The following is a 20,795-nucleotide window of genomic DNA, read 5'->3' as shown; positions in this document are numbered from 1 at the left end:
TCCTGCTCTGGCGGTCGTCCCTGGCGGACTCCCGAAAGAGGGAGGGGGCCCAGAGGGGAACGGCCGGGAGGTCACTCCCCCGGATTCCGACGCCATGACCCCGCTCGACCGCCCCTATCCCGACATCGTCCGCGACCTGCTCACCGTCCTGACCGGCGGCACCGCGCGGGAGCAGATCGAGTTGGGCGCCGTGCCGCCGGACACGGTGCCGCTGGCCAATCAGCCGGTGCGGCGGGTGAGCCACTTGGAGGGCACGGTGGAGCTGGGGAGCGAGCGCATCCCCTACCGCTTCACCGAGCGCGAGTTCGAGCTGGTCGGCACCGACCGCAACCCGGACGAGAAGGTCGCCATCCGCTTCCGCCCCAAGGCGAAGCGCCCGGCGCCGAACAGCCTGCTGACGGTGAACTACTACCCCGTCCACCTGCCGCGCACGCCGCTGACGGACGTGAACGCCGGCAGCGTGGTGCGCACCCTGCTGGAGACGGCGGCGCGCGAGATCGCCGTGCAGTACGCCCAGCTCCGCGAGGTCTACGACAGCGCCTTCGTCGAGACGGCGAAGGATGCCAGCCTGGACAAGGTGGTGGCGCTGGTGGACGTGCGCCGGCTGCGCGCCGGGCATCCGGTGGGGCGGGTGCGCTTCGCCCGCCGGCCCAACGCCCCGGGCGAGATCACCATCCCCATCGGCACGGTCGTCACCGACGGCAAGGGCAAGCGCTACCTGACCATGGCGGAGGGCACCTTGCAGCCCTCGCAGCCCAGCGTGGAACTGCCCGTCCATGGCGAGACGGAGGCGACCGAGCCGGCCGACGCCCGCACGCTGACCGTGCTGGAGCGCGCCATCGCCGGCGTGGACAGCGTGACCAACGAGGCCCCCACCTTCCGCGCCAGCGAGGCGGAGACGGACGACGCGCTGCGCACCCGCGCCCGCCGCGCCATCCACGCGACCGGGCGCGGCACGCTGGACGCGCTGCGCTTCGGGCTGGAAAGCTTCGCCTTCGTCCGCGCCGTCACCGCCACGGAATACCCCGACCCGCTGGTGCCGATGCCCGGCATCGTGCGCCTGGACGTGGCGCTGTCGCAGGACGGCGCGGCGGAACGCCTCCAGGTGGACCGCCGCATCGAGGAGCTGCGCCCGGCCGGCATCTGGGTCGAGCGCCACTGGGCCGGCGCGGTGCAGGTCGGGCTGCGCGCCGACCTCCGCCTGGCCGCGGCGCTGTCCGACACCGACCTCGCCACGCTGAAGAACGGGGTCGCGGAACGCCTGGTCGCGGAGATCAAGGCGCTGCCGCCCGGCGGCACGCTGCGCCGCGCCCGGCTGATCGCGGCGGCGATGCAGGATGCGCGCCTCTCCGACGCCGCCATCACCATCGTCGCCGACGGCACGCCCGTCCCCGGCGACGCGCTGACCGTCCCCGCCGACCGCACCGCCGTCCCGGCCGACACCCCCGTCACCTTCGGCGCCATCGCCCAGGATGGCGCCGCCGCGGCGCCAGGCGAGCTACCGCTGGACGCGGAATTCGCCATCCACCCGATCGCCGGCGAGGCCGCCGCGCAGGAGGCGCCGATCCGCGCGAAGCTCACCGCCTTCCTCGGCGCTGTCGCGGCGGGCGGCTTCCTCTCCTTCGACGCCGTGGCCAGCGCGTTGCGCGACGATGCCCGCTACGCGCTCGACCGCGCGAACTGCGTCCTGGTGCTGGATCGCGGCGCCCAGGGCTTCGCGGAGCTGCATGACGGCGACCCTGACCTGACCCTGCCGGCCGGCGCCCGCGCGACGCTGCGGAACCTGACGGTGCGGGAGGCGGCGTCGTGAGGGGCGTGGCGCTCGTTCCCCGGAGGGAAGGCGCTGCCTTCCCCCCGATGCCCCCCATCCGCCAGGAGCAGAGCCCCTGGACCCCCATTCACGGGGCGTGGGCGCGCCGGGGAGCCATGCTCCCCGGCGAGGTCGGCCGCCACGCTCGCGGCCTGAAAGAATGTTCCGTGCCGCCGCTGATCGACGGCGGACTCCCGCCGGGGTCCGGGGGCCGGCTCGCCCCCGGCGGAGGGGGTATCGGGGGAGGCGGCGCCTCCCCCGGGGGCGGGCGCAAAGCATGACCCGCCTCGCCCCCATGCTCGACCGTCTCCCCCCGCCGCTGCGGGCCGATGCGCAGGGCCTGATCGGCCGGGTGCTGGGCGTGATCGACACGCAGCTCGCCGCCATCGACGAGGACATGGACCGGGTGCGGCGTTCGCGCCTGCTGGCCAGCGCCTTCGACCGCGAGGACGTGGCGAAGCTCGCCGCGCTGTTCGATCTCGTTCCGGCCGCCTGGGAGCCGACGGGCATGCTGCGGGCGCGGCTGACCGCCACGGTCTCGGCGCGGCTGGCGGGGGCGGTGACGCGCGAGGCGCTGGACGGGGTGGTGACGCGGCTGCTGGATGGGGCGCAGACGGTGTTGGGCGTCCGCTATGCCGCGCTGACGCCCGGCGCGGGCGGGCGGGTGTTCCGCGAGCCGGCGGCGGTACGGCGGCCGGGGCAGCCGGTGTTCCGGGAATTCCCGCCGCGTCGGCGGCGCGATCCGGCGCTGGTGGCGCAGGGCGGGCGGCTGCGGCCGCTGGACCGCTTCACGCTGACCCATCGCGGGCTGAAGCCCTCGCTACTGGAGGGCGTGCTGCGCGGCTGGCGCGGCGGGCGGACGGCGGTGCCGCTGCTGGCGCATCCGGCCAGCGGGCGGGTGGTGGTGTTCCGCGGCGTCGTGCCCTGCGGCGTGGAGCTGCGGCTGGAGGCGTCGGGCGAGACGCTGCGCGCCACGCTGGACGGGCGGGAGGCGACGGAGCGGCTGATCACCGCGGGCGGCTTCGTGCCGGGTGCCGCCGTGCCGCTGACGCCAGATGCGGCACCGAAGCCGATCGTCCTGTCGCCGGGCGAGAACCTGCTGTGGTTCGTGCCGCTGGCGCTCTACGACGAGCGCGTGCTGGACCGTGGCGCGCTGGCGATGCCGGGGCTGGAGGTGCGGCACGGCGTCTTCGGCGGGACGGAGGCGCCCGGCACCAATTTCGACGACAGCCTGTTCGAGCAGCCGCCCAGCGTCGCCGCCGACCTGTTCTGGGAGGAGGCCGTGCCGGCCAGCTTCCGCTTCGAGGTGCCGGGCGGCGCGGTGCGGCGCGAGGCCGCCGAGACGGGCGACGCGGCGGCGCTGCGCGTGGCGCTGCTCGCCCTGCTGAACGACACGCTGCGCATGCTGCGCGCGGCGGGGGTGGATGGACGGGCGGAATTCGCGCCACTGCGCGAGACGCAGCGGCAGCGCGACCGGGGGCGGGCGGTGAACCCGTTCCTGCCGCCCGACACCCAGATCACCGAGAGCCGCATGGCGGGCGTCACCGCCCTGTTCGACGAGACCGCGCGGGAGGGGGCGCGCTTCGCATGACCGTTCCCCAGAACCGGGGTCCCCGGATCGAGGGCCGCCTGACCCTGGAGCTGCGCGAGCCGGGCGGGCCCGTGCTGCTGCGCCGGCACGCGCGCAACGCCGTGCTGCGCGGCGGGGCGGAGCTGCTGGCGGACCTGTTCCGCGGCGCCGTGGCCACGCCGATCAACGGGGCGATGGTGGGGGTGGGCGACGAGCCGCCCAACCCCCCCTACGAATCCGGCCCGACTGTCACCGGCCCGGGCGACACGCCGCGCTTGCTGCGCCCCACCGCGCCGATCGCGCCCGCCGACCTCACCGTGGAGACCATCGCCGACGAGTTCCGCGTGCGCCTCACCGCCCGCGCCCTGCTGCCGGCGGCGAATGCGGTGGACCCGGAGGATTCGGCGGCGCGGGTGGAAATCACCGAGGCGTCGCTGGGCGTGCTGGCGGCGGACGGGCTCAGCCTGGCGCGTCTCTACAACCGCGTGGTCTTCGATCCCGTGCCCAAGACGGACGCGCACGAGATCGCGCTCTACTTCGAAGTCGACTTCCCCTACGGCGCGTGAGGAGAGACGGCGATGGCGACCCTGCTGAAGATGCAGCTCAGCACTCCCCCGGCCATCACCCGCGACACGACGGTGGAGATGGTCAACGCCGCGACCGGCGAGCGGCGGACGACCAAGCCCTTCCTGGACGGCACCGTCTCGGTGGCCGGCATCGCCGCCGGGGAGTGGGAGGTGCAGGTGCGGCACCCGAACTTCCTGGCCGACCTGTTCCGCCGCCGCATCCGCATCTTCCCCGACCGGCCGACCTTCATCCCCATCCCGATCCCGGCGAACCTGTTCGAGAACACGCCGATCGCCAACACGCCGGATGCCGATCTCGGCCCGGTGCAGACGCGCCTCGCCGCCTCGGCCGAGACGGCGGACCGGCAGGCGCGCAAGCGGGCGGGGCAGCCGATCTTCGCCGATGACTGGAACGAGCTGTCCTCGGTGGTGGCGGAGGTGGCGCGGGGGACGAAGGACCTGACCACGCTCGTCTCGCCCATCGGCCACGACCATCCGGAGATCGTCGCCAAGATCGAGGAGCAGGCGAGCAACCTGCAACGCCTGTTCGACGTGTTCGGCGAGGCGGTGTCGCAGCTCCAGCGGGAGGTGCAGATCCTCGGCTTGCAGAACCGGGTGGAGGATGCGCTGGACGCCCTGCCGGACGCCAAGCGCACCACCTTCAAGCCGCGCTTCCAGACGCTGCTGCGCAACCTGGATGAGGCGCGCGGCGAAAACCCGCAGAACTTCACCGCCCGCCTGCAACGCATCGCCGCCGACCTCTCCGCCCTGGTGCAGGAGGCCACGGCGGACGAGCCGCCGGTGGTGCTCAACAGCGCCGCCGTCGTGGCGCTGAGCAAGGCGACGGCGCAGCTCCAGGTGATCCGTCGTTCCTCCACCTTCCTCGACGAGGTGGCGGAGCAGAACAAGGTCAACCGCAATGTCGGCCTGGGCAACCGCCCGGTCGTGAACCTGCGCTGAGGGCCGGCCGCCATGTCGGACACGCTCGATCTGCTCGACGAGATCGTGAAGGGCGCGGAGTCGGCCTCCGGCAAGGGCTCCGGCCAGCCGCTGCGCGCGACGGAGTGGAACACCCTGGCCGGCGCCGTGGCGCGCCTCGCCCGGTTGGCGGCGTCGCGGGAGAAGGGGGAGGCGGACGCGCTGCGCAAGCAGTTCGCGCCCGTCGACCACCAGCATCTGGGGCAGGTCGGCCTCACCTGGCTGGACGCCCAGACGCGGCAGATGGTGGAGGGCAAGGGCGCCGCCGCCGACGTGACGGCGAAGCTTGCCGCCGCGACGAAGGAGGTCGCCTCCCTGCGCGACCAGGTGGCAGCGCTGTCGGGGCAGGTGGACCGGCTGCGCGACGCGCTGGCCGATGCGGGCGACGCCCAGCGCGTGCGCGACCGCCGCACCGACGAGCTGTCGGGCAAGCTGGACGGGGTGCTGGACCTCGACAAGCGGGTGAGCGCCTTCGACAACCGCCTGACGGGGATCGGCGGGCAGGTCGAGGAGGCGCTGAAGTTCCGCGACACGCTGTTCGACGTCACCGGCGCGCCGATCGACGTGAAGGGGCTGAACGACCGCGTCGCCGCGCTGGGCGGGCAGGTGGACCGGCTGCGCACCGCCGATGGCGAGGTGCTGCGCGCCCGCGACCTGGAAAGCCGGCTCAAGGCGCTGGAGGAGGCGAAGATCGACCTCTCCGGCATCGACACGCGCGTGGGCTCGCGCCTGGACGCGCTGCTGGCCGATCCCGACGGGACCCTCGCGACCCGCGCCGCGGAGGCGGCCGCCACGCGGCTGGAGCCGCGCTTCGCCACGCTGGAGGCGGGCTTGGGCGAGACGCGCGGCACGCTGGCCACGCTGGACGCGGCGCGGTCGGCCCAGGCCGGGCGGCTGGATACGCTGGACAGCGGACTTGCGACGCAGTCGAGCCGGGCGGATGCACTCGCCGCCTCGCTGGGGGTGCTCAACGCCCTCCCGGGCCGCGTCGCGGCGGTGGAGACGGGTCTCGCCGCCAGCCAGACGCGGCTGACCGCGGTGGAGGCGATGCGCGCCGATGTCACCCGGGCGATCGACCTCGCGACCGGCGCCGCCGCCCTCTCCCCGCGCGTCGCGGCACTGGAGACCAGCGCCACCGGGCTGGAAACGCGGCTGAAGGCGACGGAGACGGCGGTGGCGACCCTGCCGGACCTGCGCGGGAAGGTGGATGCGGCGACGGCGGCGACGGACCGGATCGACGCCATCGCCACCCAGGCCACACGCGCCGAGAACGCGGCGCAGGCGGCGACCACGCGGGTGACGGCGGCGGAATCCCGCCTCGGCACGTTGGAGACGCTGCCCGGCCGCATCAGCGTGCTGGAGAGCAGCACGGCCTCGCTCAACACCTGGCGCGGCGGCGTGGACACGCGGCTGTCGCAGGTGCCGACCGCCTCGACGCTGGCCGACCTCAACACCCGCCTCGCCGGGGTGGAGGCGCGCAGCGCCGCGCAGGAGGTGAGCATCAACCGGCTGAACACCTCGGCGGGCGGGACGGTCATCACCCGCCCCATCTCCACCCGCATCGGCGGATAGGGCAGGGCCATGCTCGACGCCTTCGAGGCCCGGCTCGCCGACCTGCTGGCCGACCGCCTGGCGGTGCCGGGCGGAGGCGTGGCCGGCCTCGCGGTGCCGGAGCGCGGGGCGGCGGGGTCGCTGCCGGCGACGGGGGTGGTGCCGCATGTCCGGTTGCTCTCCGTCGTGGCGGACCCGCTGCTGGGCGACGACGCGCCGCGGCTGCGCCCCGATCCGGCGGGCCCGCGCTTGCGCACCGTGCTGGCGCTGCGCGGCGAGGCGGCGGTGGAGCTGGTGGCGGCGGCCGACGCGTCGGCCGCGCTGCGGCTGCGGGCGCTGGATGCCGTGCTGGTGGCCTTGCAGGAGGAGGCGCTGCGCCGGGGCAGCGGCTTCGACGACGATACGGACCAGGGCTTCTCCCTGCGCGGCTTCCGCTTCCTGCGCGCGGGCCCGGCGGAGGGCGAGAGCGGGTTGGCCGAGGCGACCCTGCGCGCCGTCTATGCCTTCGAGGGCGATTTCTGGCCGGTGCGGCCGGAGGCAGAGGGCCCCGCCATCGTCACCATCCCGCGCCGCATCGTCACCCTGCCGGTCGAGGCGCCGGAGATGCTCTCCGCCCGGGCCGGCGGGCCGGACCTCGCCATCCCGCTGCGCCTGGACCTGAACGCGACCGGCGGCGCGCCCGCGCGGGTTGTGGCGCGGCTGCGCGGCGCCTCGCCGCCGGGCACGCTGCTGGGCGATGCGCTGCCCGCCGCCCCGGGCAGCGTCGCCGTCGCCGTGACCGACGGCGAGGCGCGGCTCGGCTTCCGCCCGCCCGCCACGCTGGACGGCCCCGCCCGCGCCCGCATCGCCGCCGCGCTGGAGGCCGACGGGCGGGAGACGGTGCCGCTGGCCGAGCTGGTGGTGGAGGTGCTGCCGTGAGCACGGCCGTCACCATCGGCAATCTCGCGCTCCAGGGCATCGCCACCCTCCAGGCGCTGCCGGTGCAGATCGCCTTCTTCGCGGCGGGCGAGGGGCCGGACAGCGGCACGCCGCTGGACTTCCCCGCGGGCGGCGAGGCGCGTGACGTGCCGGTACCCATCCCCTTCCTGCCCGGCATGGAGGAGGTGGAGGTGACGGAGGCCGCGGGCGCCGTCGGCCCCCGTCCGATCGAGCGCACCACGAACCATGCCGGCCCGACCGGCAATGGCAGCAGTGTCACGCTGAGCCTGACGCCGCCCGTCGCCGGCGCCCCCGTCTCCCTGCTGCGCGTCGAGATCCAGGGCTTCTCCCTGCCGGCCGAGGGCAGCGCCGCCCGGGTGCTGCGCCCCGATACCGGGCCGGACCTGTCCTGGCCGGCCAACAGCGACCGCGCCGATCCCGGCAGCGCCGGCAACCCCGTCTACCTGCTGCTCAGCCCGGCGGACGGGCCACCCTTCCTGGCGACGCCTGCCTTCCCCATGCCCGGCTCGGGTGCCGCGCTCTACGGCAATGCGCTGGGCGGCGGGCGGCTGGCCGCGACGCGGCAGTCGGACGGGCGGGTGGATCTGGTGCTGACGCCCACAGGCGCGGCGGCGCTCGCCGCGCTGCGCCTGACCGTCTCGCGCCTGCCGCCCGACAAGCCTGCCCTGCCGAACGAGGCGCAGCCCGTCACCTGGCGCGCCACGGCGATCCGCGCCGTCTGGCAGCTCCGCCCCGTGGCGCTGAAGGTCGAGGCGGTCGCGGCGGGCAAGGCGGTGACGGTGGCGCAGTTGCCGGGCGACCCGGGCCAGCGCTTCGTGCCGCTGGACTTCGCCGCCGCCGCGCGCGGGCTGACCGGCCCGGCCTATGCGGCGCCGGCGGGGAACGACCTCGGCCTCGCGCTGCGCGTCACCGCCACCGGGCCGGGGGCGGCGCGGCTGCGGGTGGACCGACTGGGGGTGCGCTACCTCCGCCGCCCGATTACCCGGCCGGAGCGCATCGCCCTGCGCGGCGCCGTTCACAGCCTGCCGCTCGCCGGGGCGGCCGGGCTGCGCCCGGTCGCGCTGGACCTCGCCGTGCAGGGGAAGTTCCTGCCCGAGCGCCTGACCGATGCCTCCGACGACGCGCCGCCGCAGTCGCGCCAGGGGCTGCTGGCGCAGGAGGGGCTGCGCCTCGCCCGCCGCACCAGCCTGACGGAGGCGGAGCGCGCCCTGCCGCTGGTCCGCCTCGCCCTGTTCGGCCGCGCCGCCGAACCCTGCGAACTGCTCGCCACGCTGCATGCGGGCGACACGCTGCGGGTGGGGGCGCCGCTGGCCCCGCCGGTCGCCCTCACCCTCGCCCCGGCGGCGGACCCGGCCTGGCACCTCGCGGTGCTGGCGGCGCCGATCCTGCCGCCGCTGCCGCCCGTGGTCTGGCTGGTGGCGCAGGCGGGGAAGGGGCGGTTCCTGTGGCACGGCGCCGTCGCGGAGGACGACAGCGCCCTGGTCTCGGCCGATGCCGGGGGAAGCTGGGCGGACGGCGCCACCCGCCCGGCGATGCAGCTCGCGGTGCGCGAGGCCACGGCCACCGCCCGCCCGCTGCCGCTGCGCTGGGAAGGCGGGGGCGCCTCGGGCCTGCTGGCCGCCGACCTCGCCGGTGGCGCGGCGCCGGACTTCGCCCGCCGCCTGCTGCTGGCCGGCGACGCCGCCGCTCTCCTGGCCGCGCTGGCGCAGGGGCCGCTGACCCTCTCGCTCGCCTGCCGGCGCGACGTGGACCTCTCCGTCACCGAGGCGACGCTGGCCTACAACCCCTGGACGGCGCGGGAGGCGGCGGCCGCATGAGCGACCTGATCGCGCGCATCGGCAACCTCCGCGGCGGGATCGACATCTCCGCAGACCTGGGCGCCGTGGCCGGGCAGCTCGGCGACCTCGGCGCGGTGGTGCAGGCGCTGAAGGACGGGCCGCCGGCGCTGGGCGACCTCACCGCCGCGATCGGCACGCTGCCGGTGCCGCCGGCGCTGGGCGGGCTCGCGACGCTGGCCACCACCCTGCCCCAGGCCATCGCCCAGGCGCCGCAGAACCCCGCCGCGCTGGTCGAGCCGTTGCTGGCGCCGCTGCGGGCCCTGGCCCAGGGCGGCTTCTCCGTTTCCGTCAGCATCGACATCACCGCGGTGATGCAGGTGGTGCAGGAGGTGATCCGCCTCGTCACCGGGACCCTGCCCGGCGGGCCGCAGGGGCTGTCCGGCAGCGCGGGCTCGGGCCCCACCGCCTTCGCGATGCCGGACACCATCCCGCTCGACCAGGTGCGGGCCGCCATCGCGGAGGCCCGCGGCTCGATGGGCGCGCTGGGGCCGAGCCTCGACGCCGCCGCGCTGCTGGCGCTGCTGCGCCGGGCCGGGGCGGGGCTGGGCGGGCGGCATCCGCGCCTGCCGCCCATCCCCGTGCTCGGGGACCTGCTGGAGGCGCTGGGCACGCTCGCCGCCTGGCAGGCCGCGCCACCCGCCGCCCTGGCGCAGGGGCTGGCCGCGACCTTGCAGGACGCGGCCCGGCTGATCGACATGCCGCGCCGCCTCTCCTTCGCGCCCTTGCAGGACGCGGCCGCCAAGGCCGCCGGGGCGGGGGAGGCGCTGACCCTCGCGGGCGACACCCTGGCCGCCGTGCTGCCGCCGCTCTCGGCGCGGCTGGCGACCGGCCTGTCCCTGCCCAGCGCCTCCGAGGCGACGGCGCTGGAGCGCGCGGCGGAGGCGGCGGAATCCGTCCTCGGCGCGCTGCACCCGGTGGATTCCCCCCTGGCGCGGATCGGCGAGCTGCCCTTCGAGGCGACCGGCCACCTGCTGCGCGCGCTCCGCGCCCTGTCCGGCGCGGGGGATGGCGGGGCGGTGCTGGGCAAGGCCTCGGAGGTGGTCGCCGCCATCCCCGCCCCGCCCGCGGCGCCGCTGGGGGCGGCGGTGGAGGCCGTCGCGGGCCTCGACCTCTCCGCCATCGCCGGGCCGATCGGCGCGCTGCGCGACGCGGTGGGCGAGGCGCTGGACGCCGTGGCCGCCGCGCGCGGCGCCGTGCGGGATGCCCTTTCCGCCGCGCTGACCCCGGTGGCGGATGCGCTGGACACGGTGCTGGACGCCGCGCATCTGGAGGAGGCGGTGCCGGCCCTGACCGGCTTCGCCACCGACCTGTCCGACGCCATGGACACCCAGGTGCGCCCGGTGGTCGGCGCCGTGCGCGGCGCGGTGGAGGGGGCGGTGCAAGCCGTCGCCGACGCCACCGTCACCTTCGACCCGGAACGGCTGGTGGCGCCGCTGCGCGATGCGCTGAACCAGCTCGCCGCGCTGCTGGAGGACCCGGCGTTGCAGGACGCCTTCGCCGCCGTGGCCGAGGCGCTGCGCGCGGCGGTGGCGGCGTTGCAGGGGCTGAACCTCTCGGCCGCGGCGGACGAGACCATCCGCAACATCGAGCAGATCGAGCAGAAGCTCGCCGCCATCGACCCGTCCATGATCCCCGACGCCGCCAAGCCGGGGATCGAGCAGGCGGTGAAGGTGGTGACGGAGATCGACTTCACCGGCACCGTCGGCACGCCGCTGATCGACGGCATCGTCGTGGCGCTGCGCGAGGGGCCGGGCGCGCTGCTCGGCGGGATCGAGGGCGGGCTCGACCGGCTGCGCACGGAGCTGGACGCCTTCAAGCCCTCCGCCGCCATCGGCGCGGAGATCGGCGAGCCCTTCGCGGCGCTGTCCGCCACCTTGCAGGGCTTCACCCCCTCCGCCCTGCTGGGCCAGGTGCAGGCGGCGCTGAACGAGGTGGCCGCGCGGGTGGGCGTGCTGGACCCGGGCGCCGTGCTGGACCCGCTGCGCGAGGGGCATGCGACGCTGACCCAGGCCCTGGCCGGCCTCTCGCCCGACGCGCTGCTGCGCCCGGTGCGGGAGGAGGCGGACCGTGCCGTGACGCAGCTCATGGAGCAGACGCACCTGGACGACGCCTTCGCCGGGCTGGCGGAACTGGTCGCGGCGGTGGAGGGGCCGCTCGGCATCCTGGCCGACCTGCGCGACCTGCTGCGCGACGCGGCCGCGCTGCTGGCCAGCCCGGGCGATGCGGAGGCCGCCATCGCCGCGCTGCTGGACGAGGCGGTGGTGGCGCTGGACCCGGTGGACATGGCCGCGCTGACGGAGGGCTTCGCGGCCACCGCTGCCGCCGTCGCCGGCATCCAGCGCGGCGCGCTGGTCGCCCCGCTGGGCCCCGTGCTGCGCCAGGCGGCGACGGCTGCCCCGGCGGCGCTGGCCGGGCCGGGGGCGCGGCTCGCGCGGCTGATCGCCACCCTGCCGCAGGAGGGGCTGGTGCTGGCGCGCGACGCGCCGGCCACCCGCCGCGCCCGCGACGCCGCGGCGCGCCTGTCCCGGGCGGGCGAGGCGCTGGCCGCCGCCATGGCCGCCTGGCCGGCGCTGGGGCAGCGCATCGGCGTGCAGGCCCCGGCGCTGGAGGCGCAGCTCGCCGACTACCAGCGGCTGCTGACGGTGGAAGGCGGCGCCTTCGCCGGCCTCGACGGCCCGGCGCCGCCCGACCTGCCCGCGCTCAAGGCCGCCGTGCGCGCGGCGCTGGAGGAGGAGGCGGTGGCGCCGCTGCGCCTGTTGCAGGCGGGTTTCCACGCGCTCGCCCCCTGGGCGGCGGCGCTGGCACAGGGGGTGTCCGACCTGCTCGACGCGATCCGCGCCAAGCTGGATGCGATCCTGGGCGAGGGCGGTCTGGGCGGCGCGGCCACCGCGCTGATCGGGTTGCGCGACCAGCTCACGGATCTGGACCTGGAGGAGGTGGCGGCGCCGCTGCGCGCGCTGCACACGCGGCTGACCACGGCGCTGGCGGCGCTGGACCCGGCGCCCGTGGAGGCGGCGCTGGACGGGGCCGTGGCCTCGGTGACCGGGCTGCTGGACGTGGAGGCGCTGCTGCCCTCGGCGACGCTGCGCAACGCCGATGCGGCTTGGAACGCGGCGGTGGCGCGGATCGCGGCGCTCTCGCCCGAGCGGGTGGTGGCCGACGTGCTGGACCCTGCCTGGGAACGCGCGCTGGGCGCCATCGCCCCCGCGCTGGAGCTGCCGCTGCAACTGCGCGCCCTGATCGACGCGGCCAGCGGCGATCTGCCGGAGCAGGCGAAGATCCAGCTCGCCCGGGTGGAGGAGGCCTTCGACGCCATGCTGCGCGCCATCCCGCTGCGCACCGGCATCCAGTCCGCCTCCGTCTCGGTCAGCGTCTCGGTGGCGGCCTGATCCCATGGCGCTCGGCCACGCCCTGCTGCATCCGGGCCGGCTCCGCGAGGCCCTCGACGCCAGCCCGGCGCGCGACGGCTACGGCGCCTCGGTCGATGCCGCGCTGGGGCTGGCGGGCTTCGGCGATCCCGGGCCGGCCGCGGCGGAATGGTCGGCCGGGCTGGTACGGCGGATGGCGCCCTTCGCCGAAAGCCTGGGGCGCGTGGCGCAGCAGGGGCCGCTGGGCCTGCTCACCGCGCCGCAGCCGAACTCGCTCGATGCGTTGCAGGCGAAGCTGGCGGAGCTGGTCGATGCCGCCGCCAGCCTGGATGCGGACACGCTGCGGCGCGCGATCCTCGCGCTGCTGGACGCCCTGCTCGGCGCCCTGCCGGAGTTGCGCGCGCCCGCCTTGCAGACCGGGCTGCGCACGGAGATCGAGGCGGCGCTCGGCATGCTGGAGCGGCCTTTGCGGGAGGGGCGGCGCGACGCCCCCGCCCACCGCTCCTTCCGCACCGCCGCCGAGCTGCGCCGCCGGCTGCGGCCGCTCTATGCCGACCTTCCACCGGTCGCCGCCAACCTCGACCTGAAGGCGCTGCTGCGCGGCCAGGCGGAGGCGCTGCTGAACGGCCTCGACGTCGAGGGGCTGCGCGCGCTGGGCCGGCAGGTCGGCGCCATGAAGGCGGAGTTCGGGCCGCTGCTCTCCGCCCTGTCGCGCGTCTCCGTGCGCGTCGAGGTGACCGTGGAGGGGCCGCAGCCCATGCCCGGCGCCCGGCCCGACTTCACCGAGGAGGGCAAGGCCACGCCCTTCCCCCCGGGCCACGAGCTGTGGTGGATGGACCTGATCACCGGGGTCGTCGGCGCCCTCAACCTGTTCTGGGAGATGCTGCGCACCCACAACTTCACCGGCCGCGGCCTGGACGGCACGGCGAGCGTGATCCTGCTGGCCTGGCAGATCGCCCGCGTCAGCGTCCGCAGCGCGGCGCCGGAGACGCTGTCCTCCTGGCCCTCCGGCACGCAGTGGCTCTTCACCGACCAGGGCGACTTCGTGCTGTCCAACGGGCTGCGCGCGCTGATGGCCTTCCACGAGGTGGGGACCTTCAGCAACTACATCAGCTCGCTGCTGGTGCGGCCGCTGAAGCATGTCACCGCCGTCTCCATGCCGCGCGTCTTCTACCAGATGCTGCGCTCCTTCTGGTACTTCAGCGGCTGGAAGGATGCGCCCAAGGGGACACGCGGCGCGCCCAGCCTGCTGCGCACGCTGTGGCTGGCCTGGGGGCCGTGGTGGATCCTCTCCTCGCTGGGCGGGCTGTTCCCGAGCTGGGACCAGTTCCGGCTGGAGGGCTTCCCGACCTCCATGTGGGTCTCCGCCCTCGTCTCGGTCGTGGTGCTGGGCGTCGCCTCCTGGATCACCCTGCTGAGCACGCTGGCCGACTGGACCCCGCCGGCCGGCGACACGCCGACGCGCGTCATCATGGCGGCCTTCACCGGCCTCGCCCTGCTGCTGGTCTTCGGCCTGCTCAGCGACGTGGAATCCGACGATGCGGTGGTGGGCATCGTCGTCACCATCATCGCCGCGGTGCTGCTGGTCGCGCTGTTCATCTGGACCTTCGCGGCGCAGGATTCCGGCGGCGCCTCCTACACGCTGATCCTGCTGATGGGGCTGTTCTGCGCCGGGCTGATCCCCTTCGCGCTGTGGTGGGTCTACATCGACGACGGGCGCGACAAGCCCGACGCCTTCCACGGCCTCGACCCCGCGCAGTCGCCCTACCGGCTGCCCTACCGCAAGGACGAATCCTGGTTCTGCGGCCAGGGCACGCACGGCATCTTCAGCCACCACACCAAGGGCGGCGACAGCAACCACTACGCCTACGACTTCAACGAGAACGAGGGGGCGGTCGTCGTGGCCGCGCGCGACGGCACGGTGCTGGAGGCGGAGGACGTCAACCCCAACCGCACGGACCACGCCAACCACTTCTCGCTGCTGCACACGGAATGGAGGGAAGGGCACGACCCCGGCAGCGACGACGAGCGGGTGCTGAGCACGGGCATCTACTACCACGTCATGCGGGAGAGCATCGCGCCGGTGGCGGGCCAGGCGGTGGTGCGCGGCCAGCGCGTCGCGCTCTGCGACAGCACCGGGCGCAGCGCGCAGCATCACATCCACATCTCGTCCAACGAGTTCCAGTCCGGGCCGGAACGCAGCCTGCCCTTCGTCTTCGGCGACGCCTCGGCACAGAGCCGCCGGCAGTATCCGTTGCTGGGCTGGATCGGCGGCAAGGGGCTGATCGCCGGCAAGCCGATCGCCTATGCCTACTACGCGTCGGACAACGCGGCCCCCGCCGCCACCCCGGCGCCGGCGACGCGGGAGCTGGCGCTGGACGAGGGCGGCGCGGCCGGCGCGGACGGGCACCTGCACCGCCTCTTCCTGCCGCCCGCGCCGTTGGCGGGCGCGGGCGACGTGGTGGCCTTCGCGGAAGCCTCGCGCGGCCACAGCCACCGCGTCACCCTCAAGCGCGCGGCGGTCGAGGCGCTGCTGCGGGGCGAGGCATGGCAGCCCGCCGACGTCACGGTGGAGGCCGGGCCCGACGGGCATGTCCACCCGCTGCTGCCGCGGCCGCTGCGCGCGCTGCTCGTCCGGCTCAGCGACGTGGACGACGCCACCGGGGTCAAGCACTTCCATTTCGTGGAGATCGATCCCGGCGCCTTCCTGGAAGGGGTGCCGGCGGCCGGCCATACCCTGGGCAGCTTCGGCGCCCAGGAGACGAAGACCGGGACGCCCACCGCCCACTGGCACCAGGTGACCTTCACCCGGGAGGCGCTGCGGGCGCTGATCCGCCGCCAGGTCCTGCCGCGGGGCAGCGTCACCACGGATGCCGTCCCCGGTCACCGACACACGGAGACGGAGCAGCTGGGCGCGCTGCGCTGGCCGGCGCTGCCGGGGCTGGCCCCGGTCATCCTGGCGCCGCCCACGGCGAGGATGATGGCGTTGGAGCCGGGTCCCTACCGCATGCTCGGCGGACAGGCCGCCCTGCGGGTGAACGGGCGGACCACCGAGTTCTGGCTCGCCGGGGCGCATCGGCCGCGCCTGCTGCCCGACGTGCCGGCGGAACGCGGCCTGGCCACGGGCGAGACGGTGCAGACCTCGGCCGGGCCGACCGGGCCGGGGACGGACACGCGCGGCTCCCCCCGCCAGATGGCCGCCGGCCTGGCCACCGCGCTGCGCGGGGCGGGTGGCGCGGTCGTCGCCAGGCCGGTGCTGGTCCTGGAAAGCCGCGTCCGCGGCAGCGCCGCGCGGCTGCAACTGGCCGCCGGCAGCGATGCCGCCTTCGGCACCGCGCCCGGTCCCATGGTCAACGGCGCCGGGGACCTGCCCGACCTCGGCCGCTTCAGCCGCGCCGACCTGGTCGCCGCCCTGGGCCGCGCGCTGAACGCCCCCTGGCCCGCCGGCGTGGCGAATGCCTTCACCGCGGGCGGGCCGGCGCCCGACCTCTCGCGCGGCACGCCGCGCAACGCCGCCGTGCTGCGCGTCGCGCTGGACCCGGCCACGCATGGGCTGGTCCCCGCCGCCCCGCTGCCGCTGCATCCCGGGCCGGTCGGGGTGAGCGCCGCCTGGGCGCCGCCGATCCTCGCCGCGCCGGCCATGCTGCGGCTGGAGCTGGCGGTCCCGGCCATGGCCGGGGCGGCGCGGGCGGCGACGGCGCTGCGGGTCGTGCTCCAGGGCACGACGCAATCCGTCGCCCTGCGCGCCACGGATTCCGACGCGAACGCCGTCGCCCGGCGCCTGATGCTCGAGGCCGACGGGCTGCGCGCCTGGGCCGAGCCGGGCGGGGCGGCGGTGATCGTCGCCAGCGTCTCCGGCGGCAGCGACGTGACCCTGCGGCTGGAGAAGGACGGGCCGAACCCGGCCGGGGCGCTGCGCCTGCCGGCGGCCGGCGATGCGACCGGGGCTTCCGCGCCGCTGGCCGGGGGGATCGCGGTGGCGGACAGCGGCGCGGTGCCGCCCGCCACGCTGCTGGGGGTGCTGGCCGATGCGGCCGGGCGGGCCAGCTTTCCCACCGGCTATGCCCCCGCCGCCCTGAAGCCCGAGCCGGCCGCCCCCGGCCCCGTGGTGGCGATGGATGGCGACCGGCTGCGGCTGCGCGTCGCCGCCGGCCATGCGGCGCGCATCTCCGCCCAGGGCCTGCCGCTGGTGCCGGGCAGCGCCGCGGCGGCGGCCGACTGGCATTCCGATGCGCTGCCGGCCGATCTCTCGCTCCCGGGCTCCTCCTGGATCGACCTGGAGGTGGATGGCCGCGTGCTGCGCGCCCCGCTGACCGGCGAGCCGGCGCGGCTGGAGCTGGCCCTCGACCGGCTGCCCGCCCCCGCCGGCGGGACGCCGGCGCGCCTGGTCCTGGCCCTGGCCGACGGGCCGCTGGAGATCTCCTTCGCCGACGCGCCGAAGGACCTCCTCGACCTGGCCGAGCGGATCGCCGCGGCGGCGCCCGACCGGCTGGCCGTGCGCTTCGCCTGGCGGGTGGAGCTGGGCGGGGCGCGGCATGGCCGGTCCGGATCGATGGCGCTGACGGAATCCCCGGGGCTGGGGCCGCTTGGCTTCCTGCGCCGTGGCCTCGCCCTGTCCGACGCCGCGGAGGGGGCGTCGGACGACCATCTCCAGGTCGGGCCCGGCCTGCGGCTCCGGCCACGCCTGCGGCTGTTCGGCGCGTCCAGCGGCCTCCTGACCGCCCCGGCGGCGGGGGTGCCGCGGCTCGCGCCCGCCGCGGGCCACACCCTCTCGGTACGGGCCTCGCGGACACCGGACCCGCTGGCGCTCGTCGTGCCCGCCGGCGGGACGGAGCTGAGCGTCACCGCCACGCCCCTGCCGCTGGACCTCCGCGCCCGCTGCGCCAGCTGGACGGTGCAGGTCAGCAACGCGGCCGGCCGGGTCGTGGCCGGCGCCATGGGCCAGCTTGCCGCCTCGCCGGCCATCCTGCGCGGCACCGTGGCACCGGTGGCGCAGGGCGCCGCGGCCCTGCCGCTGACCGTGCGCATCACCGGGCCCGGCGGCGCGCTGCCACCCGCGACGGTGGACTTGGCGGGCATGACCGATGCCGACACGGCGGCCGCGCGGCTGGCGGGCGTGCCCGGCCTGCTCGCCTTCGCCATGGATCCCGGCACCGGCGTGCCGGTGCTGCATCTCGAGACGGAAGGCGGCGGCACCGACTGGGCCCTGCGGCTGGAGGGGGGCGCGGCGCTGCTCGCGCTGGGGTTCCGCCGGCCCGTCCTGCCGCCCTCGGCCGAGGCCCTCGACGCCAGCGGCGCCGGCACCGTCGCGGACGGCGCGGCGGTGAAGGAGGCGGAGATCCGGGCCCTGCTGGCCCGCATGGTGGCGACCGCGACCGCGTCGGGCGGGACGGCGCCGCTCTATGCCGTGGCGCCCGGCGCCTCGCCCGGGGAGGTGCTGCTGCAGCCGCGCGGCGAGGCCCCGGCCCCGGTGCCGGTCCTCGGCTCCGACCCGCCCGCCCTGGCGGCCGCCGTCGCGGGAAGCGGCACCGACCGGCTGCGGCCCGGGCCGGTGGCCCCCGGGCCGGGGCTGCTGACCGTCACCGCCGGGCCGCGCCGGGCGACCCTGCCGCTGCTGGGCGCCCCGGCGGTGCTGCGGGCCCCGGACCCGGTGCCGGCGGACGGTACGCCCGAGGCCGTGGCCCAGTTGGCGCACCTGCGGACGAACGGGCTGCTGGTGAGCATCGATGGGGCGACGCGCAACGTGCCTCCCGCCCCGGCGGCCTTCCCGGACGTGGCGGCGGCGGCGGCCTGGATCGCCCGCCACGTCCAGCCGGGCTGGGCCGGCCTGCGCCCCGATCCCGCCCCCGGCGCCCAGCCGGTGCTGGAGTTCCGTGGCGGCGTGAGCGGCAGCGCCGGGCGCGTCGTGGTCAGCGTGCCCGGCACGCCGCCCGGCGGCCGGATGCTGGGGCTGAGCGGCCCGCTGAACGCCAGCGGCCAGGGCAACCTCCCCGACCTGGGGGCGGTGGCCGTGGCCGGGCCGGGCGGCGATACGCTGGAGACGCGGCTGGACGCCGCGGCCACCCTGCCGGACGCGCCGCAGGCCCTGTACCGGGCCACGGTCGCCGACGCCGCCACGGGGCGCATCCGGCTGGTTCCCAACGGTCCGCGCACGCGGCTGTCCGTCCGGGGGACGCCCGGGCCGATCGCGCGGCTGCTGGCCGGCGGCACCGCGGGCAGCCTGGAGGCGACGCTGGGCGCGGCGCGGGTGCTGGAGCCGGAGCTGGTGACCCTGCACGCCGACCGGCCGGACGAGGAGTCGCGCGTGATCGCCGCCCCGCTCTGGGGGCGCCCGGCGCGGCTGGACCGGCTGGCCCTGCCGGCCAACCTGGCGGTGCTTGCGGGACGGACGCTGGTCGTCGAGGTCGACCGCGCGGCCGGTTCGCCACCCCCCCCGCCATCGCCGCGGACGATCACCCTGACCGCCCCGGCCAGCGCGGCCGAGCTCTGCGCCCAGATCGCGCGCGGCAGCGGCTGGACCCTGCGCGCCTTCGCCCGCGGGGCGGGGCCGGTGCGGCTGGTGCTGGAGACCATCCGGGCCGGGCGCAGCGCGAACCTGCGCCTGACCGGCGGCACCGCGCTGACGGCGGACCCGGCCACCGGCATCACCCTGCGCGATGCGGCCGGGGCCCCCGTCGCCGTCATGCCGCAGTTCGAGGAGGGGGCGGGCAGCCTGCCGGACATGGGGGCGGCCAGCGCCGCCGACATCGCCGCCGCGCTGGAGGCGGGGCTGGCCCAGCCCGACACCACGGCGGACGAGGCCGAGCAGGGCGAGGAGTGGGTCAGCCCCTCCGCCTATGCGCCCGAGGAGCCGGGCGGCATGGGCTGGGTGCTGCGGAGCGCCCGCCGCGGCGTGGCGGGGCGGCTGGAATGGCTGCCCGCCGGCGCCGCCGGCGCCTTCCCGGCCTGGGAGGAGAGCCTGTCGCGCGGGGCGGCGGAGCGCGCCGCGGTGGCCTTCCGGCCGGCGGCGAGCGTCTCGCCCAACGGCACGCTGACCATCGGGCTCGACGAGAACACCGCCGGCGACCTGCCCGCGACACGCCGGGTGGAGGTCGCCTTCGGCGGCACGGCGCTGAACGCGACGGAGGTGGCGGCGCGCCTGGATGCCGCCCTGCGGGCCGGCGGCGCCGGGGCGGCCGCGGCCTGGCCGGACGGCACGGTGGTGGTGGAGACGGCCTCGCCGGGCCTGGCGGGCAGCGTCCGCATCCCGGCGGCCGGGGTGACGGACCGCGCCGTGGCGGACGTGCTGCTCGGGGCGGGGGTGACGGCACAGGCACGCGGCTGGCCGGGGGCGGGGCGCACGGAACCGCTGGCGGCGATGCGCCCCGGGCTGCGCGCCGTGCGCGCCACGGCCGAGGCGGCGGCCAGCTACCGGCTGGGCAACGGCACCTTGTCCACGGCGGCGATCGCGGTCACCGCCGGCATGACGGCCGAGGACGCGGCCCGGGCCTTCGATGCGGCGCTGGCGGCGGCCACGCCGGCCGCCGGCGGCACGGCGGCGCGCATCGGGCTGGCCGCGGTGGTGGGCGGGGCGCTGTGCATCGAGCTGCTGGACGGCACGCTGGACTGGCAGGTGAACGGCGCGGCCCCCGTGCCGGCCGGGGTGCCCAAGGCCGGGATGACGCCGGAATGGCCGCGCGACCCCGGCTTCGACCTGCGGCGCACCGACTGGGCCCGCACCCTGCGCCTGGCCCGCGCGCCCGAGAACGATCCCCGTTTGATCGGCGCCCGCGACATGGGATGGCTGCGCGTTCCCTGGGACCCGGGCGACAAGGACCGGCCGAGCATGGCCGCCGTCCCGAGGCCGCCGGGACCCGCCGGTTGGCCCGCCTTCCCGGTCGGGCGCTTCCTGGTCGCCCTCCGCCCCGATGCGGCGCGGCCCGGGACCCCCGCGGGGGCGGAGGCCCTCCGCGCCGCCACCGCCATGGCGGCGGAGTGGCGGGAGCTGACCGGCGGCGATCGCCGGGCCGCGCCCCTGGTGCTGCGCTGGTGGGGCGGGCTGCGGATGCAGCGCTGGGACTTCGCGGCGCCGGGCCTGCCCGGCACCCTGCGGGGTGCCACGGCGGCCGGGCAGGAGCCCTTCATGCTGGACATCCTGACCTGGCGCCCCTGAAAGGCGGTCGCGGGAGGAGCATC

Annotated in this window: 9 protein-coding genes; all 9 read left to right on the top strand. The window is 76.9% G+C overall.

All coding sequences use genetic code 11. The annotated features are described in order from the left end of the window. Positions 1-94: 94 nt before the first annotated feature. The 9 genes from LPC08_RS12700 (at position 95) to LPC08_RS12660 (ending at position 20,772) form a co-directional block, all read left to right on the top strand. Positions 95-1,810, top strand: coding sequence for a baseplate J/gp47 family protein (locus tag LPC08_RS12700; RefSeq protein WP_230448608.1), 1,716 nt, complete (start codon positions 95-97; stop codon positions 1,808-1,810). Positions 1,811-2,087: 277 nt separating this feature from the next. Then, positions 2,088-3,401, top strand: a complete 1,314-nt coding sequence (locus tag LPC08_RS12695; RefSeq protein WP_230448607.1) for a hypothetical protein — start codon at positions 2,088-2,090, stop codon at positions 3,399-3,401. Then, positions 3,398-3,946, top strand: coding sequence for a hypothetical protein (locus LPC08_RS12690; protein ID WP_230448606.1), 549 nt, complete (start codon positions 3,398-3,400; stop codon positions 3,944-3,946). Before LPC08_RS12695 ends, LPC08_RS12690 begins: the two co-directional genes overlap by 4 nt. Before the next feature lie 12 nt (positions 3,947-3,958). Then, positions 3,959-4,906, top strand: coding sequence for a hypothetical protein (locus LPC08_RS12685; RefSeq protein WP_230448605.1), 948 nt, complete (start codon positions 3,959-3,961; stop codon positions 4,904-4,906). 12 nt (positions 4,907-4,918) lie between these two features. Next, positions 4,919-6,496 carry a hypothetical protein gene (locus LPC08_RS12680; RefSeq protein WP_230448604.1) on the top strand — a complete coding sequence of 526 codons (1,578 nt, stop codon included), beginning with the start codon at positions 4,919-4,921 and terminating at the stop codon, positions 6,494-6,496. A 9-nt stretch (positions 6,497-6,505) separates the two neighbouring features. Beyond that, positions 6,506-7,393 carry a hypothetical protein gene (locus LPC08_RS12675; RefSeq protein ID WP_230448603.1) on the top strand — a complete coding sequence of 296 codons (888 nt, stop codon included), beginning with the start codon at positions 6,506-6,508 and terminating at the stop codon, positions 7,391-7,393. Beyond that, positions 7,390-9,231 carry a hypothetical protein gene (locus tag LPC08_RS12670; protein WP_230448602.1) on the top strand — a complete coding sequence of 614 codons (1,842 nt, stop codon included), beginning with the start codon at positions 7,390-7,392 and terminating at the stop codon, positions 9,229-9,231. The genes LPC08_RS12675 and LPC08_RS12670 overlap by 4 nt, the downstream gene beginning before the upstream one ends. Next, the gene (locus LPC08_RS12665) at positions 9,228-12,641 is read left to right on the top strand and encodes a hypothetical protein (RefSeq protein ID WP_230448601.1); all 3,414 of its coding nucleotides are present in this window, start codon (positions 9,228-9,230) and stop codon (positions 12,639-12,641) included. Before LPC08_RS12670 ends, LPC08_RS12665 begins: the two co-directional genes overlap by 4 nt. 4 nt (positions 12,642-12,645) lie before the next feature. Next, positions 12,646-20,772, top strand: coding sequence for a hypothetical protein (locus LPC08_RS12660; RefSeq protein ID WP_230448600.1), 8,127 nt, complete (start codon positions 12,646-12,648; stop codon positions 20,770-20,772). Positions 20,773-20,795 lie beyond the last annotated feature (23 nt).

This window comes from Roseomonas sp. OT10, from assembly GCF_020991085.1.
Taxonomy (GTDB): domain Bacteria; phylum Pseudomonadota; class Alphaproteobacteria; order Acetobacterales; family Acetobacteraceae; genus Roseomonas; species Roseomonas cutis.
This window is presented reverse-complemented; position numbering and strand designations above follow the sequence as displayed.

Bases quoted from the DNA above. Each gene is read 5' to 3' on its own strand.
- LPC08_RS12695 (WP_230448607.1), top strand. From the start codon at position 2,088: ATGACCCGCCTCGCCCCCATGCTCGACCGTCTCCCCCCGCCGCTGCGG.
- LPC08_RS12685 (WP_230448605.1), top strand. From the start codon at position 3,959: ATGGCGACCCTGCTGAAGATGCAGCTCAGCACTCCCCCGGCCATCACC.
- LPC08_RS12660 (WP_230448600.1), top strand. From the start codon at position 12,646: ATGGCGCTCGGCCACGCCCTGCTGCATCCGGGCCGGCTCCGCGAGGCC.
- LPC08_RS12680 (WP_230448604.1), top strand. From the start codon at position 4,919: ATGTCGGACACGCTCGATCTGCTCGACGAGATCGTGAAGGGCGCGGAG.
- LPC08_RS12665 (WP_230448601.1), top strand. From the start codon at position 9,228: ATGAGCGACCTGATCGCGCGCATCGGCAACCTCCGCGGCGGGATCGAC.
- LPC08_RS12700 (WP_230448608.1), top strand. From the start codon at position 95: ATGACCCCGCTCGACCGCCCCTATCCCGACATCGTCCGCGACCTGCTC.
- LPC08_RS12675 (WP_230448603.1), top strand. From the start codon at position 6,506: ATGCTCGACGCCTTCGAGGCCCGGCTCGCCGACCTGCTGGCCGACCGC.
- LPC08_RS12690 (WP_230448606.1), top strand. From the start codon at position 3,398: ATGACCGTTCCCCAGAACCGGGGTCCCCGGATCGAGGGCCGCCTGACC.